Raw genomic sequence first — 17043 nt, forward strand, 5'->3', positions numbered from 1 at the left:
GTAAAAGACCATGAAAAAACTAAATGTTGAAATAGATGGAAAGAGCTATCTCATTGTCACAAAGGATGGAAAGACTGAGTTGGGCATAAAGGGGAATACAACCCCAGAAAAAGATAATACACCTCATGAAGTCAAAGTACCTAACATTCTCATCATTACTAGAAAAAATGCTGATGTGTTATTTATCTTGCGTGGCACTGAAGAAGATAACTTTGCGATTATTACAGCTCAAGAGCTTTATGACAAATTTCCATATCAATGGTTTGAGCCCTTAGCAGATAACTATCGCGAGTTACTTTTTGTTAATAACGCCGATTATACCCTGGACGCATATAAAGTATATTCATGGGAGGACATTGCCGACTTTGCATTAGTAGACAGAGCACTACTATCTTATAGGACAGGTGGTAGCGGGGACTGGAAGAATGTTCCTGATGGAGGGGGGAAGTTCCTTTTATCGCTTATTGATAAAATACCTTATTGGTCTGATGCAATAGGGCAAATTCCCTTTGCTGTAGGCACTTACCGCACATACCATACAATAAAAGCAACCGTAGAAACGGGTATGACATGGGCCACAGGTAATCCATTAGATGCCCTCATGCAAAAATCAGATTCAACGAATGAATATGATAATTTCTTTGTTCTTAGGGGTGCGTTATATGCAAGTAAAAAATTCTCGTATAAGATTACCCCGTCTGGAAAAACCTATCCTGCGGTAGATGTAGAAGAGACATCACATGATGTCAATGCAAAATCACTCGGAGAAAGTATAACTAAAGAGGAGTTAGAGAAATATGGCATCTGGAAAAAATAAAATAATTATAATGGTCCTTACATTTATGTCCGCCATTGTAGTTATGGTAGGCGGTTATTCATTAGCATCATGGATGTACGAGCAGGTATTCACCGTTTCTTCTCATCGAACTGTCGGAATGATATTCATATCTTTTTTCTTTTTGGTTATTGTGCCCCCAATATTACTGCTCACTTTGTTTACACCGTTAAGAATAAATTTAACTATCGCTGCACTTGCAATGCTCTATCTATTTTATGAGTGGTTTTCTGTGCATCCACTAAGGGTCTGTCTTATGGGTGGTTGTTTTATAATAAGTTATCTATTCGTTATAATAATAAAAAAATATTTCTTTCCTTAAGCACGAAGTAGTTTCAGGCATTTTATGGCCAAAACCCTTACCAAGTGTAAGGTGGTTATTTTATCATGAAGCGAATTCCGAAGGGATTTTTTATCGTCGTATTAGTAGTTGCTTGGTTCATTCTACCATCAACGATCATTCCTTCTTCACATTCAAAAATATATGAGATCAATAGCCCTGACAATAAATATAAAGTAATTGTTTACCATGTAAGGATAACCTCCCCCATGTGGCTTTATAAATATTTAAAGGACGAGGATTATTTTTTATTATTTACAATGCATCTGGCGAGATGGTTTTTAAACCGTCTCCGTATTATGGCACTTCCAATATGGGAGCATATGACGGTATAGAATTCCTGTACGGTGATACCCATTCTTTACTTTACCCAGGTTACCCAGGACCTAAAGGCTATGATTCATACGAATTCACTAAGTGACAAAACCAGCAGGCATTGAAATGATAGACGATAATACATGACTGTTCAGCATTAATTAAAAATAGAAGTCAATTATTTCAGCAAGGGGCCTGAGGTCAAAATGCCCAATAGAAAATCCGCATCGTTATATGAAATTCTCACTGGCAACTTTACAGGGGAGTTTCCTCTTGAAGTTGTAAACGAAGAAGACCTGGTCATTTTATCCGTGCTGGATAACATCCAGAGTATTTTGAACGCCCGGACCGGGGCTATATCCCATCTCCAAGATTATGGTTTGCCGGATATGACCAAATTTCTGCAAGGCATGCCCGGAACAGCCCACGAGCTAATCGATACGCTGGCCGGTGTCCTGCTCAAGTATGAACCACGTTTGCAGTCCCTTAATGTAACTTTACTCGAACAGCAAGTGCCCGGGGAGCTGCATTACACCATCGATGCGGAACTGAGAGGTATCGGACTTGTACGGTATGGGACCGAGTTTATGCCAGAGGGAAAGGTGATGATCAGGCACTTGAAACAGCAGCGACATCTGTAAAAAACATCAATTTATCTAATCAATTCATACCCTCATTTCCATATTCTCGGCTTAACCGACCGTGCAACCTCAACACATTGGTTTCAATTGCCGTCAACACGTTCTCCGGAAAATCTGCCGGTAATGAAGTCTTCACCTTATCCAGTGCTGCGGGAATCATTCTGGCAAAGTCACTAAGGATTTCATGCATCTGCACTTCCGGAAATTTCAGTGCCTTTGCTGTCGCCAAAAAATGTCGCGGATAAATTTTATCGATTGCCGTTTTTCTGCCTTTGGATGCGTTAAGCCCCATTGCCAGTTTGAGATCGCTGATATGTATTCCCGGGCCACCCAATACCGGAAAAGCTGAAATGATGTCATAAAATGGCGTGAGTCGATAACTGCCACCGGCCTGGATAAACACTGAGAAATTTTTCGCATGGCCGTCCGTCGCGCCAATCAACCACTGGAATACCTGGAATTTCATAAAATCATAACGATCGCGAAGCGCCTCGCTGGAACCCATCAAAAAAGCCATGATCCGCGCGATGCCTGGGCCTCCGTCAGATTCATATTTCACCGATGAAGGTAAACCGAATGTCTGACACATATCCTCCTGCGGCAAGCGAAGTAAAACCGTTCGTTCAGTATTCCAGCGCCTGTCAAAGCGTTCGACCGCTAACGCGCGCACCTTTCCCGCTTTAATGATTTCTGCGTCGGGAACATTCAACCCGAGTTCTTTCGCCAGCAGCAGACAGTAATATTCATTATCAACACTCTGACTGAGATCGAGCGTCGCGTTGGGCTGCCTGATTTCACCAATCGGCAATTTAATGATATGCGTCGTCGGCGTTATTCCTTTCGGAATGCACCAGTCATTGCCCATTCTGAGCAGCGCGGTCTTCTCCTGCGCGCCAGCAACCGAGATGCGAAAGTCATCTTCCTCCCTAATCATGCCTAGCGGGATATCTGCTTTATAAGCCGTTAACACTTCTTCAAGTCTGGCGTCAGTAAGCTTTTCCCATGCCATTATCGGGCGCGTTACGGTTTCGTCTTCTGGTAATAACGTTACAGCGCCAACGCTGTCTCGCCCGATTTCTGACAATAAATCAAACGGTTGTCTGGATTTAGCATGATAACGTTTAACGATCCGGTCGCGTACAATCGGGCTATCGGGTAACAGGTTATCGAAGAAGTTAAATACGGCATCAGAGGTGATATTCCCCCTCTGCAATGGCAGCGAAAGCGACAATGGCCGGGTATAACGGTTGGCTAACCACTCCGGTGCATACTTAAAGGTATGGGCACCGTTGGCCAGCTTCGTCAACTCGCCTACCCGCTGGTTGTTCATCCACGTGACAAGTTTAGGCATTACCACTCCAGATCTTGCTGATCAGTTGATTCTGGCGAGGCATTTTTCGTGTCGCATAGCGTCATTGATAGCTTAAGCGACTGTAATATCTTAAAAAATGTTGTTAGCGTGGTGTTGTCAGGGTTGTTTTCGAAATTGGAAATGGTCGCCTGTTTTATACCGATTTTTTTCGCCAGCTCGCTCTGCGTCCAGCCATTTTGCTGACGAACCAGTTTCATTGCATTTGCTAATTGCGTTGGGCTATAGATCATCGGAAAGCTCATCATGCCATACGTCCACAAGAAGTTTATCCGCTTTAGGGGATATTTTCAGTTTTATCCTTTAGTGAGGATAAAGTCAATCTGCAAACGCATTTTATCCGCTTTACGGGATAAACACTGCGATAGCCGCGATCGCGGATAAAAACGACCATACAGGTAGAGTGCATCTCCACTACACCGGGTGGCGTCAGCCCCATTACCCCGATGCAGTCCATTTTCTTCTGACTTTCCTGTGTGTTTTGTGTGTATTTTAGCCAAGAATGTGATCAGTACCCGGTATAGTGGATCACGTCATTGCCACCATACCTGATAGCGTGACGGCACGGTTAGGAAACTTTACCTGGTACAGTGTATCGTGAATGATGATCGGCTCTGATAACGCGATGATACTGAAGTGAAAACTGTACCCTGTGCAGTGGATCCAGTGAAAGTGCGCACCCGGTATAGTGTGCTTCATGGCTGAATCAGAGTTTGCCGCAGGTAGCCCTGCATCCATCATCATGACAGACACTGGTCACAGGACTCGTGAGCCGTATGTAGGTAATCCACTATGCCGGGTGAATGATATGTTGAGCCATGCTGACGGACACCTGGTTATCCACAAAAACGGAGCATAACCTTGTGACCGGAATCCGGATATGACGAGATAATCATCATTACTGCGGCATCACCAGTAAGGGATAATCCTGCACCTCTTTTACTTCAGTTTCTCTATATTCAGCATAAATTCAGACGTTCCGCTGATGCTGGAAGTCGACGGAAAGATCGGGAAGCTGCGGCTGTCACCCAGCTCCAGACCCAACTGAATGTGCAGGGGGCCGACCTTATGACACTGGCGTGTCGCCTTGCTGTCATGGTGGTGTCGTATACGGTGCCGGACTGATGTGCAAGTATTATTGTCACAGACATTGCAGAGAACGGGAACAATGATGACTGTCGCTGAAAAGGTGAAAACATATCGTCTGAGAAAGGCATGGTCGCAGGAACAACTGGCTGAAGTCGCCTCTCTTTCTGTAAGGACTGTGCAGCGAACTGAAAAAGGCCAGAAGCCGAGTCTGGAAACACTCAGTGCGATCGCTTCAGCCTTTGATATAAATGTTTCTGATCTCTCGGAAGAGACTTACGTTGCCAGCCAGGCTCTTGATGAACGCATCAGCGAAGCCAAAATTCAGGTAGCACAGGAAACCCGGTTTTATCGGATTCTGGTTACTGCTGTTCTGGTATGCACAGCATTAATGATAATTAACTATCTATTTACCCCGGAAAGTTACTGGTCCGTCGTGGTAGCTGTTATATGGGGAGGACTTGTCATACTCAGGGGAATACGCGTGTTTATCATGCGAGGGAAAATCGCCTTATGGCAACAACGCAGGTTGCAGAAAATTCTTCGGTCAGGAAATAAAATATCGAATAACAATACCACTGAAAAGTAATGGTTTGCCGATTCACCTGTACTGAAAAAGATTAACTTTCGTAACTGGGACAACTTATGAATATTGCAATCTTTTTAAGAGATACACCTGTCTGGGTATGGATCCTGCTGGCTTTTTTACTGCGACGCGGCTTTGCTGCTCTTTATGTCCGGGAGATGACAATCAGGCGGTTGTTTTTTCTCCCAGTGCTTTTTCTTGTCTGGGGGGCATATGGTGTTATCACTGAGACAGCACTTGCTGGCGCAAGCCTTTCAATGATGGCAGCAGGACTGCTCGCAGGCACCGCTCTTGGATACAGGTTGTGGCGCTTACAGCCACCGCTGAGAGATTCAGATAATCCGGGCATGATTATCAGGGCTGGGACGCCGCTGACCCTGGGGCTGATTGTGATTACTTTTTGCATGAAGTTCATACTTACTTCAGCCATTTATCTGCAACCGGGATTACGGTCATCCGCAAGTTTTTGTATGTTATTTGGCGGTGTAACAGGACTTATTGATGGCGTATTCTGGGGAGGAACCCTGAGACTTTTCATCCCTTGGTACAGCAGAAGATGATTAACCGTAACTACCTGTGATCGAAACCCAACGGACCCGCTATCCATTGTTGTTGGCTCACGCCAGATGAAACTGAAATTTTCGCTTGTGGTAAGCGATGGTCGCACAGTTAGGGTATACCCCAAGGCATAAACGCTATAAGCGTTGTAGGATTGCTCTTGGATCTGTGACAATTGATAACTTACAAAAAGCTTTGCTTAAAATCCGGAAACCGTGGAGAACGAGCAATATCGTTAACCCGTCATTTATTTAATTAAATGTCTGCTTCACAGCAGACACTCAACAGCGCCGTCCGCGTCTATAACTGATCTATCGCGCTTAATGTTCTATATTGCTGTTCTGTTAACCGACTGGGCCGAGTGACATTTATCGCAAGCCATGCCTAAGTGCCTACAATAAATCGTATAAACAAGTAACTTATTGATTTTAAAGTACATATAACAAAGATTATGTTAAATAACACATCTGTAAGCCCTCAGTATGCACATTTCAATCTCCCTTGCCCCCATTATTACGGCAGTCGGAGAAACAACGTTCTCTCCTGCGTTTGTGATGCTTTAAAACCATGATGCAGGTAAAAGCGTCGGGCAGTGTCAGTAAGCGCATGAACCATAATGGCGCGAACGCCGATATTTTCAGCGACTCTGTAGCATCGCAATACCGCATCATGAAGCAGATCGGCGCCCAGTCCTTTACCGTGGAACGAAAGATCGACCGCCAGACGAGCCAGGATAATCACCGGTATGGGGTCAGGCATATTACGGCGAATATTTCCCGTTGCTTCGACATGATTCACACTACCGGTTGCAAGTGAGTAATAACCAACTACACGTTTTGTCTCTTGCTTGCAGATAACAAACGTCCGCGCAGCCCCAAGCGCCTGATTCTTTAATCCCCGGTGTTTTAACCATTCATCCAGAACAGCCTCACCGCTAACAAATTCCGCAAGTTGATGAGAACTCGATAAAGGTTCAGGCTGAGTTACAAATCCCACTGTGGTTTCCTTGCCAGAAGTTTTTCTAATGCTGGGTTAGATTCTACCGGTGCATCGATCATATCGATAAACTCGGCATACTGCTCCTCGTTCAGATTAAATACCCTGCGTTCAAGAATGACATTCTCTGCGGCCTGGCAAGCCATTTCGAGGATAAAATCCGTGCGCGACTTATGCAGAATTTCTGCTGCCGTATCTATCAGCGCCCGCTGGGATTCTCTGGCGCGAAGGTTGAGTTGGACATCTGATTTCATGGTAACACTCCGTATAGCATTTGCTATACAGCATAGCAGATTATTGCTGTGTAGCAATTGCTATACATACTGGATAACTGAATTTTTCACCAGAGTGTTACTGACTAAAGGTACTTAATGTTGGCAAGACGGCTGCTGCAACGGATGGGGAAATTATCAGGATGTTGTAACTACGTAATTTTTATTTAAACTCGGGGGCGTTTACTGCCCCCTGAAGACGCATTTAACCATCAGAAGCGGTACTCAATCCCTGCACCAATGGCGTAGTTATAGTTTTGAATACCTGCAGCATCATTGTAATGTTCAGAATCACCGGTGACTTTATCATGCACAGTTGAGTCCCCCCTGCCTTCAGAGAAACGCGTCCAGCTCAATTCAGTGAAGACACGAGCCTGGGAAGTAATGTTATATCCCGCGTTGATAGTTCCTGAGTAATAGTTTGAATTACTGGCACTTTCGTTAAAACTCAGGTCACGCATGTAATGCTCATCGTGGTCGCGAGCTTCTACCCACGGACTGAATTTAAACTGTGCAGTGATATCAAAATCCTGGTAAACATATTTCCCCGTCAGCCCTAAGTAAGGCACCCGGTATTTCTGCTGGTAACCAATGGTACGTTCACCGCGCGGGAAATCGCCCACCTCCGCGCCATTATCATAGGAATAATGCCCGCCCTCAGCCAGCCAACTAAAACGAGTTTCCTGATACCCCACCAAAGCACCGAGCTTAAAGATATTTTCTTTCAGCAACCAGCCAGTAACGTTCAGATCAAACTGGTTGGCAAAATTCAGATGCGTATCAGGGCTGCCTGACCAGTCACTCCAGTGACTTTGTGACGGATAAGACCAGTCATAATCATCCATGCCTGAACCGCGAGATGCCAGCGTCGTCCACCCATTTGCATTCAGCGACAACCATGATAATGGCTCCCAGGTAATGCCAGCTTTAATAATCGGCGCATTGTTAATTTTCCAGTTAAGCTGGCTTGCTTTAGCCCCTTCATCATAAACAAACTCGCGAGACTCGCCGTTTAATACCGAAAGGGATGTTTCAACTGACACACTATCAGGAGAAAAGTTGATACTCTGGGCTGCGTATGTAGATGGTGCCAATGCAAGCAAACCGGCCCCGGTAAGTAATACTCTTTTAAACATCGCTCTTATCCTTATAACCTGGTGGATATGCCTTCTGACTGACATCAGCACACCGATAAATTTTTCAGTTATAGCGCAGTAACAATTATCGCTAACTAAATGATGGAAATGCTGCCATTTATGGATATATTTAACCTGATTGGACTATGATATTTTTACGGCCCATAATGCCATACATCCCGCGACTGCAATCAATCAAATTATGCAGAATTACGTGGTTATTCCACCTTTTAAAATAGAACGCTCATTGGCATCAAAACAAATTAAGGTAAACCCCCTAATAAAAATAAAAACCCAAACAACATAATTCAATATAAAACGCGACACCAAAGAAAGTTAAGTCACTGATATACATAAATATAGTCATAGCACAAAGATAAATAATAATAGCATTCACACCAACCAATGCACTAATAATGGAATTTTATGCTGTGATTTTACATAGCAACCATACCTATATTTTCTTGTTAAGAACAACACCACCAGGAATTATAGCAACTGTTATGCATAACAGTATGTTTTCATTGAAAAACACATATAAAATCACAACTATCCGAATATTCCATTATTAACAAAAATTCATTAATATTCTTTAGTCTCTATCACCTCCCAGGTCAGAAGACATAAATTAAACACATTACCACCGGCGTTCAAATAAACGTCAGCCATACGCTGTTCCGCCGCCTGCTTCAGGAAAATTGGACAGAACAAAAAGTACCTTAAGGAAGATTGGCCCAGATATATTTAAATACTGTCCGCCGTTTATTAACAAATTTCAAACAACAGACTGATGTTATTATGAAACAAAGACTCACGGCCTGCCTGCAAATATTTTTGCAGCTCACGGTTATTTTTATGAACTCCTTTGTCTTTACGTTCCCTGCTCAGGCGGCAACGAATTCGCCGGAGAATAAGTCCAGACAAGAAGAAAAAGGGAAACGTACTACAAAAGCGGCGGAACAGAATGAGGGTGACGATAAAAAAATCGCCTCGGTAATTACCAGCACGGCTGAATTATTAAAGCAGAGCAACAGAACAGATGCGCTGATCTCCTCAGCTATCGGCAGCACGTCTTCGATTGCAACCAGTGAAGTGCAGCAGTGGTTGCAGCAGTTCGGAACCGCCAAAGTTAACGCGAGCCTGGACCGCAAAATGGCACTCAATAATGCCAGCGTGGATCTCCTGGTGCCTCTTTACGACAACAAGAAGCAGGATCTCGTGTTTACCCAGGTTGGAGCCCGCCGCAATGATGATCGCGATATCGCCAATATCGGTATTGGTTATCGCTACTTCGCTGACCACTGGATGTGGGGCGTCAACACTTTTTACGATCAACAAATCTCTGGTAATAAACACCAGCGTCTGGGCGTCGGAGCGGAACTGGGCAGCGATTTCTTCCGCCTGAGCGCAAACGGCTATCGCCGACTTTCCGGCTGGAAAAACTCAAAACGTTATGACGATTATCAGGAACGCGTCGCCAATGGTTATGACATTCGCGCCGAGGGGTATTTACCCGTTTATCCACAGTTAGGTGCAGAACTGGCGTGGGAACAGTACTTTGGTCAGGAAGTGGCGCTCTCGCAGAATAACAGTGACAAGCGCCTGCGCGACCCGTGGGCCATGACGCTGGGCGTCAGCTACACACCATTCCCACTAATGACCGTGGGCCTGAACCAGAAAATGGGTAAAGGTGATCAGAACGACATCCAGGTAAATCTCAATCTTAACTGGAAGATGGGCGAGTCCCTGGCTAGCCACCTCGATCCAGAAGCGGTCGGCGCCAGCAGAACGCTGATGGGTAGCCGCTACGAGCTGGTGAACAGAAACAATAACATTGTACTGGAGTACCGTAAGCAGCAGGTTATCTGGCTGACCCTGCAGGATAAAATTTCCGGCACTGAATCAATGACTCTACCAGTAAATGTGCAGGTGAAGAGCAAATATCCACTTGATCACATCCACTGGCAGGCCGAGAGTCTGCTGAAAAACGGCGGCAACATCAGCGAGAAAAATGGCGCCTGGTCCGTCACGCTCCCGCATTATCATACCGGCAACGCCGTGAAGAATGTCTATGTTGTTTCCGCTACGGCTCTGGATACGAAAGGTAACCAGTCACCTCTGGCGTACATGACTGTGCAGGTTGATAGTTTTAATATTCAACAAGCAATCGCCACCGTCAGCGCCGCTAAAACAACGTTGCCAGCGGATGGGGCAAGCAGCACATCGATTAGCGTAACGCTGACCACCGCCAGTGGTGAGAAAATCACCGGACAAGCAGCCAACCTCAGCGCTCAAATCACGCAAGGCGCCCCAAAACAACAAAAGCCACAAAAGAAAGCCAGACTGCAAAAGAAAGCGACTCTCCCTCCGGTAACCACACCAGCGCAGACGCTAGCCAGTATCTCGGCGTTTAAAGAACCCTCGCCCGGCGTGTATGTCAGTACCTTCCATGCCAGTAATATTCCTGGGCTGGCAACTGTCGATGTTTTCTATAACAAAACCCAGAAGATTAGCGGCACTACCATTACCCTCGAATCTCCCGCCGCCAGCGAGCGTTTCGCCGCCCACGGAATAACCGCGTCGGTAACGTCAGCCCTGGCTAACGGCAAAGATGCCATAAATCTTACGGCGCACGTCGTGGATGCGACGGGTAATCCGGTTCCAGGCGTTCCCGTGACCTGGACCACGGATAATGCACAGGCGATCCTGTCGGCAACGTCCGTTCTCACCGATGACAAGGGGAATGCCAGCATCTCACTGAGCAGCACCCAACTTCTGAGCGCAACAATCAGCGCCCATCTTGATAACGGCGAAGTAGTTAAAAGTGAAGCAATTCAGTTTATTGCAGATAACGCCAGCGCCGTGGTCAGTCAGATTGATGGCGATAAAACTGCCGCTATCGCCGATGGTCAGGACATCATCACCCTGCAGGCCATCGTAACCGATGCCAGCAACCACCCGTTACCAGAGCAGACCGTGAACTGGGCTCTTGGCGCAGGTAGCACCACTGCGCATCTGGCTGGCAGCCAGAGCCAGACCAATCCGAACGGCGTGGCAACCATGCTTCTCACCTCCACCGGTGCCGGACAGGTTACCGTTTCCGCCACTACCGGAGACGAGGCAACCAGTAAAGCGGCAGCGAAGCACTCCGCCCCACTGACTTTTTCTGCCGACGCCAAAAGCGCCGTGCTGAAAAACATCACGCCGGATAAAACCACACTGTTGGCCGACGGGAAAGAGAACGCAACGCTGACCGTTATTGCGGAAGATGCGCTGGGTAACCCATTAAAGAATGTCCAGATCGACTGGAGTACCCTCAGCATCACCGCACATTTTACCCCGACAACCGCGCTGACGGATGATGATGGCAAAGCCACCACCCAGGTGAGCTCCTCTGCTGTGGAAGATGTGGCACTGACTGCTACCCTCCTGGGACAGAAGATGACCTCCCCAACCTTGCATTTTACGGTTGATAATAAAAGCGCAGCAGTAACATCGCTTAGCACCAATAAAGAAACCGCCGTTGCCAACCTGAATGATGCCATTCAACTGACTGCACTAATCAGTGATGCCAGTCAGCACCCGGTGTCCGGCAGTCTGGTGAAGTGGGCCATTACGTCCGGGAAGGGTGCACTCAGCACAGAGCAGAACACCACCGATGCCAGTGGCAACAGCGTGGTCATGCTTACATCCGCCTCAAGCGGAGATGTAGTGGTGACTGCCAGCACCGAAAACGGTAGCACAGTGGCTTCTCACAGCCTGCACTTTATTGCTGACAGTGCTTCGGCAAAAGTCACCGACGTTACCGTGGATAAAAAACAGGCCATTGCCGACGGAAAAGAGTCTGTAACCTACACCGCGACGGTAAAAGATGATAAAGGTAACGCCCTTGCCAGCCATAACGTGACATGGCATACCTCCGCTGCTGGCGTTAAGCTTTCTGTACCAAGCGCAACAACCAACGCCTCAGGCGTCGCTTCCGTCACGCTGTCAGCACTCAAAGCCGGTACGGTCAGTCTCTCGGCACAGGCAGAAGCCGGTCTGGCGTTTAATGCGCCGCAGGTCACCTTTATCGGTGACCCCCGCACCGCGCAGCTTACCAACCTGAAGGCCAGTAAACAAAACGCGCTCGCCAACAGCACCGACGAAGTGACCTTCACCGGTGTGGTGATGGATGCAAACAATAATCCATTGTCGGGTATCATTGTCAGCTGGACCGCAACGCCTGCCACTGGTCACCTGTCCACCGCAACTGGTACGTCAGACAGCAACGGTAACGTGACGGTATCCCTGACCTCAACACAACGTGGCGCGCATCAGGTTACCGGCCAGGTGAACGGCAAACCGGTTATCTCAAACAGTGTGACATTCACCGAAGATGCCGCCACTGCCAGACTGTCCGCCCTGAATGCCGACAAAACCAGTATCACCGCCGGTACAGACAGCGTCACGCTGACCACTCAGGTGCTGGACGCGTCCGGTCATCCGGTGGCAAACAAATCTGTCGCCTGGAAGTCTGACAATGCCGCCGGCGTTTTCAGTGAAACCACCTCGAATACCGATGCCCAGGGCAACGCGAAAGTGACCTACAGCAGCACCCGTGCGCAGGCCACCACCATTACGGTATCCGGCGACAATAACAGTCAGAAGACGGTGCAGCTGATCATCACGCCCGATATCAAGAGCGCAAAACCTATTGACGTCAATGTCAATAAAACCAGCGCGACGGCGAACGGCAAGGATGTGGTCACCCTGACCGCTACTGTGGAAGATAAATACCGGAACCCTGTCAGTCAGCAGGATGTTAGCTGGCAGATCCAGCCGACAGGTAAGTACCATCTTACCGGTAGTCCACAAAAAACCGATGCTCAGGGCCGGGTTACCGCAACGCTGGCTTCAGAGGATGTGGTCGCCTGCCAGGCCGTGGCAACCGCCAACGGTATGAGCAAATCGTCTGCCACCATCAGCTTTGATGTCGACGCTGCCACTATCGGTGTTGTCGCGCTCACTTCTCCCACAACATCCGATGTTATTGCGGGCAAAGATATTATTACGCTGCGGGCCGCAGTGACTGACAGCAGCGGTCATCCTGTTGCAAAGCAAATAGTTTACTGGAGTTCTGATAACACCACTGGCGATTTCTCGCCAGCTGATGCCAGCGAAACCAACAGTCTGGGTATTGCGGATATAAAATATAAGGCCACCCGTGCCGGGGCCACGCACATCACGGCGAGCTCGAATCAAACCAGCCGGGATATAACGGTGAATATTATCGGTGATATGGCCACCGCCACTCTGTCTGACAGTAAAGTCGACAAAACCCAGGCCGTGGCCGATGGCAACGAATCGATGACCTGGTCGGTCACGGTGAAAGATGCGAACGGCAATATCCTGCCAGGCGCGCAGGTTAACTGGAGCAGCAACGATCCGACGCTGATCTTCGCCAGCACCAACAGTCTTGCGGATAATCAGGGGGTTGCGACCATGCGTTTCACCTCCACTCACGCCGGACAGACTACTGTTTCCGCTACCACCGCGAACGGTGCAGCGAAAAAAAACACCACGCTAACTTTCATTGCCGACACCCAAAGCGCCGTGCTGAAAAACATCGCGCCGGATAAAACCACGTTGCTGGCCGACGGAAAGGACTACGCCACGCTGTCCGCCGTCGTTGAAGATGCGCAGGGTAATCCGTTAAAAAATATCCAGATAGACTGGAGTTCAACCAGCAATACCGCTCAGTTATCTGCCACAACCACCCAGACGGATGACCAGGGAAATGTCAGTATCCAGGCCAGTTCTCCGGCGGTGGAAGAGGTTACGCTGACAGCCACTCTGCAGGGGCAGAAGCTGACTTCTCCAGTTCTGCATTTTATGGCGGACAGTAGAACCGCCGCGGTGACTTCGCTTAACGCCAATAAAGAAACCGCCGTCGCCAACCTGAATGATGCCATTCAACTGACAGCACAGGTCAGTGATGCCAGCAAGCACCCAGTGTCCGGCAGCCTGGTGAAGTGGGTCATTACGTCCGGCAAGGGAACTCTAAGTACCGCACAGAACACCACTGATGCCAGTGGTAACAGCGTGGTAACGCTTACCTCTGAGTCAAGCGGAGATGTGGTGGTTTCTGCCAGCAGCGTAGCTGGAGCCGCAGTGGCTTCTCATAGTCTGCACTTTATTGCCGACAGCACTTCGGCAAAAGTGACTGATGTCACCGTGGATAAAACGCAGGCTATTGCCGACGGCAAGGCGCTTATTACCTACACCGCAGCAGTAAAAGATGCTAAAGGCAACCCGGTTACAAATCATAAAGTGACCTGGAACGCCTCTGGTACGGGCGTTACACTTTCAGCACCGAGCGCAACAACCAGTGCCTCAGGCGTCGCTTCCGTCACGCTGTCGGCGCTCAAAACCGGTACGGTCAGCCTCTCGGCACAGGCAGAAGCAGGCAGTGCGTTTAATGCGCCGCAGGTAACCTTTATTGGCGACACCCGCACCGCGCAGCTTACCGACCTGAAGCTCAGTAAACAGAACGCTCTTGCTAACGGCACCGATGAAGTTGTTTTCACGTGGACTGTGGTGGATGCAAACAATAACCCGCTGTCGGGCATCAGCATCAACTGGGCAGCAATACCTGCCACGGGTCTTCTGTCGGCGGCGTCCAGCACATCAGACAGCAACGGTAATGTGACGGTATCTCTGACCTCAAAACAACGCGGGGAACATAAGATCAGCGGTAACATTGCTCACATAGCCAACGGAGTGCTGGCGACATCAGACAGTGTGAAGTTCACCGAAGATGCGACGTCTGCCACACTGCAAAACCTGGCGGCGGACAACACCAGTGTTGCTGCCGGTAAAGGTATCGTCACATTGACTGCACAGGTTCTGGACGCGTCCGGTCACCCGGTAGCGAATAAACCTGTTGTCTGGCAGTCTGACAATGCCGCTGGCGTTTTCAGTGAAACAACGTCGAATACCGATGCGCAGGGTAGCGCGAAGGTGACTTACAGCAGTACGCTCGCGAAAGTCACCACCATTACGGCATCCAGCGACAACCACAGCCAGAAAACCGTGCAGCTAACCATCACGCCTGATATACAGAGTGCAAAACCGGTTAACGTCAGCGTCAGTAAAAACAGCGCGACGGCGAACGGCAAGGATGTGGTTACCCTGACCGCCACCGTGGAAGATGAATACAAAAACCTCGTCAGCCAGAGTGAAGTGACATGGCAGGTTCAGCCAGCAACAGGTAAATATCATCTTACCAGCAGTCCGCAAAAAACTGATGCCAAAGGTCAGGTTACAGCAACACTCACCTCAGAGGATGTGCTCGCTTATCAGGCTGTAGCAACCGTTAATGGCGTAAATCAGTCGTCTGAAACTATCAGTTTTGCTGCCGACGCGGCTACCGCCACTGTGACGGCGCTCACCCCGTCCACAACAACGGATGTGCCCGCAGGTGATAACATAACGCTGAAAGCTACAGTAACGGACAAAACCGGACATCCAGTTGCCAATCAACGGGTTAACTGGAGTTCGGATGATGCAACAGGAACTTTCCAGACCAATAATTACAGCGTTACTAACAGCCAGGGTATTGCGGAAATTACCTATTCCGCCACCAAAGCCGGTGCGTCGCAAATTACAGCGAGTATTAATCAGTCCAGTCAGACCGTAACGGTGAAGATGATTGGTAATATTGCCACCACGACCCTGTCTGACGTCCAGGTCGACAAAACCCAGGTCGTCGCCGATGGCACTGATCAGGTTACCTGTACCGTCCTCGTCACCGATGCCAACGGCAACGCGGTGAGCGGTGCAGCTCTGAACTGGAGTGTGGACAATGCCAACACGGTACTGTCCGCCAGTACCAGTACCACTGGAGCCGACGGTAAAGCCATGATCACCATGAGCAGCTCAAAGGCTGTTTCTGATGTTCAAATATCGGCCAGTGTAAACGGTGGGAGTAAAGTTGCGGCAAGTAGCAAAGTTAGCTTTATTGCCGGCCCGGCTGATCCGACAAACTCAACAGCAACTGACTGTAAAGGACTCGCAGGCACAGAATTTCAGTGCAGCGTGACATTGCGCGATAAATATAGCAACCCAGTGCCAGATGCTGATGTAGATATGACGGTTGCCTATAATGCAACGATAACTGCAGGTAAAACAGATGCTGATGGTATTGCTACTATTGCCATCAAACCCGATGAACTTGTCGATGCTACGACGGACGCTGAAATAAGCGCATCTTATACTGTTAATAATGCACCTTTTGCTTTGAAAGCATACCCTCGCGTGACGCCGCTTATTAAACCATTAAACCAGGTTGATAAAAGCATTCTGGAGTGGTCTGATATGAGCGGTTTTATATTGCCTTTAAATAAGCCCGTGCAATTCGTCACAGCAGGAAATAAAGCTGTTGATAGCTCTCGTTGGACATTAACAGCAACAAATGGCATCCCGATAAACGGTACTACAGTCATGGCAACGGTAACCAAAGGAAGCATTGTTACAGGAACGCTAACCTTTACTGACAATGAGACGGGCATAACACAAACGTCTCCTACAATAGACTTACTGGCTGTAGCAAAAGTCCCTGTGACCAATCTGGCTCGATATGCAGGTTACCCGAATCAATGCAGAAGTTCCGGGAACCATGACGGAATACGTGGTTTATACGAAGGTACTCAGTATTTTATAGCAAGCCATAAACTAACCGGAGAAACTTACAGTATCACTGCTCCAGAACAAACTATTATTTCATATGGATATAAAACTGGTAATTCAAGTGTAATGTATTACAAGTATTTAACTGCCACTGACGGCTCAAGTACGACAGGGAGCGTATATGCGCCAGATCCATTTACTGGAGTTATTCTATGTAAATAAAAGGTTCTGTCGTACCA

Annotated in this window: 11 protein-coding genes; 6 read left to right on the forward strand and 5 right to left on the reverse strand. The window is 48.0% G+C overall.

Features of this window, described 5'->3' with window-relative positions; genetic code table 11:
• The first annotated feature begins 10 nt into the window (after positions 1–10).
• The 3 genes from D9597_RS20865 to tssE all read left to right on the forward strand — a co-directional run bounded on the left by D9597_RS20865 (position 11) and on the right by tssE (position 2131).
• Positions 11–817, forward strand: a complete 807-nt coding sequence (locus D9597_RS20865; protein WP_130224410.1) for a hypothetical protein — start codon at positions 11–13, stop codon at positions 815–817.
• A gap of 405 nt (positions 818–1222) precedes the next feature.
• Entirely contained in the window at positions 1223–1510 is a 288-nt protein-coding gene (locus tag D9597_RS23420; protein ID WP_240780451.1) for a DUF6201 family protein, read from the forward strand.
• Positions 1511–1696: 186 nt separating this feature from the next.
• Positions 1697–2131, forward strand: coding sequence for a type VI secretion system baseplate subunit TssE (gene tssE / locus D9597_RS20875; protein ID WP_130224412.1), 435 nt, complete (start codon positions 1697–1699; stop codon positions 2129–2131).
• Positions 2132–2150: 19 nt separating this feature from the next.
• Here tssE and hipA read toward each other — a convergent pair whose 3' ends face one another.
• Both hipA and hipB read right to left on the reverse strand, forming a co-directional pair.
• On the reverse strand, positions 2151–3482 hold the full coding sequence (gene hipA, locus D9597_RS20880) for a type II toxin-antitoxin system serine/threonine protein kinase toxin HipA (RefSeq protein WP_130224414.1): 1332 nt from the start codon (positions 3480–3482) through the stop codon (positions 2151–2153).
• Entirely contained in the window at positions 3482–3748 is a 267-nt protein-coding gene (gene hipB, locus D9597_RS20885) for a type II toxin-antitoxin system antitoxin HipB (RefSeq protein ID WP_130224416.1), read from the reverse strand. Before hipB ends, hipA begins: the two co-directional genes overlap by 1 nt.
• Positions 3749–4671: 923 nt before the next feature.
• On the opposite strand from hipB, the gene D9597_RS20890 reads away from it, so the two are divergent.
• Together D9597_RS20890 and D9597_RS20895 are read left to right on the forward strand one after the other, a co-directional pair.
• Positions 4672–5175: a 2TM domain-containing protein gene (locus D9597_RS20890; RefSeq protein WP_130224607.1), complete on the forward strand. Its 504-nt coding sequence runs from the start codon at positions 4672–4674 to the stop codon at positions 5173–5175.
• A gap of 56 nt (positions 5176–5231) precedes the next feature.
• Positions 5232–5732, forward strand: coding sequence for a DUF6622 family protein (locus D9597_RS20895; RefSeq protein WP_130224418.1), 501 nt, complete (start codon positions 5232–5234; stop codon positions 5730–5732).
• Between the two features lie 511 nt (positions 5733–6243).
• On the opposite strand, the gene D9597_RS20900 is transcribed toward D9597_RS20895, so the two are convergent.
• The 3 genes from D9597_RS20900 to D9597_RS20910 all read right to left on the reverse strand — a co-directional run bounded on the left by D9597_RS20900 (position 6244) and on the right by D9597_RS20910 (position 8134).
• Positions 6244–6726, reverse strand: coding sequence for a GNAT family N-acetyltransferase (locus D9597_RS20900; RefSeq protein ID WP_130209501.1), 483 nt, complete (start codon positions 6724–6726; stop codon positions 6244–6246).
• Entirely contained in the window at positions 6714–6980 is a 267-nt protein-coding gene (locus D9597_RS20905; RefSeq protein ID WP_130209503.1) for a DUF1778 domain-containing protein, read from the reverse strand. Before D9597_RS20905 ends, D9597_RS20900 begins: the two co-directional genes overlap by 13 nt.
• Before the next feature lie 230 nt (positions 6981–7210).
• Positions 7211–8134: an omptin family outer membrane protease gene (locus D9597_RS20910; RefSeq protein WP_130224420.1), complete on the reverse strand. Its 924-nt coding sequence runs from the start codon at positions 8132–8134 to the stop codon at positions 7211–7213.
• Positions 8135–8932: 798 nt separating this feature from the next.
• Between D9597_RS20910 and D9597_RS20915 the strand changes: the two genes are divergently transcribed.
• Positions 8933–17026, forward strand: a complete 8094-nt coding sequence (locus D9597_RS20915) for an Ig-like domain-containing protein (RefSeq protein ID WP_130224422.1) — start codon at positions 8933–8935, stop codon at positions 17024–17026.
• Positions 17027–17043: the final 17 nt, after the last annotated feature.

The organism is Escherichia sp. E13S3, from assembly GCF_004212325.1.
Classification (GTDB): Bacteria; Pseudomonadota; Gammaproteobacteria; order Enterobacterales; family Enterobacteriaceae; genus Escherichia.

What these genes read in the sequence shown, in the direction of transcription:
- D9597_RS20865 (WP_130224410.1), top strand. Translation starts at nt 11, where the DNA reads ATGAAAAAACTAAATGTTGAAATAGATGGAAAGAGCTATCTCATTGTC.
- D9597_RS23420 (WP_240780451.1), top strand. Translation starts at nt 1,223, where the DNA reads ATGAAGCGAATTCCGAAGGGATTTTTTATCGTCGTATTAGTAGTTGCT.
- tssE (WP_130224412.1), top strand. Translation starts at nt 1,697, where the DNA reads ATGCCCAATAGAAAATCCGCATCGTTATATGAAATTCTCACTGGCAAC.
- hipA (WP_130224414.1), bottom strand. Translation starts at nt 3,482, where the DNA reads ATGCCTAAACTTGTCACGTGGATGAACAACCAGCGGGTAGGCGAGTTG.
- hipB (WP_130224416.1), bottom strand. Translation starts at nt 3,748, where the DNA reads ATGATGAGCTTTCCGATGATCTATAGCCCAACGCAATTAGCAAATGCA.
- D9597_RS20890 (WP_130224607.1), top strand. Translation starts at nt 4,672, where the DNA reads ATGACTGTCGCTGAAAAGGTGAAAACATATCGTCTGAGAAAGGCATGG.
- D9597_RS20895 (WP_130224418.1), top strand. Translation starts at nt 5,232, where the DNA reads ATGAATATTGCAATCTTTTTAAGAGATACACCTGTCTGGGTATGGATC.
- D9597_RS20905 (WP_130209503.1), bottom strand. Translation starts at nt 6,980, where the DNA reads ATGAAATCAGATGTCCAACTCAACCTTCGCGCCAGAGAATCCCAGCGG.
- D9597_RS20910 (WP_130224420.1), bottom strand. Translation starts at nt 8,134, where the DNA reads ATGTTTAAAAGAGTATTACTTACCGGGGCCGGTTTGCTTGCATTGGCA.
- D9597_RS20915 (WP_130224422.1), top strand. Translation starts at nt 8,933, where the DNA reads ATGAAACAAAGACTCACGGCCTGCCTGCAAATATTTTTGCAGCTCACG.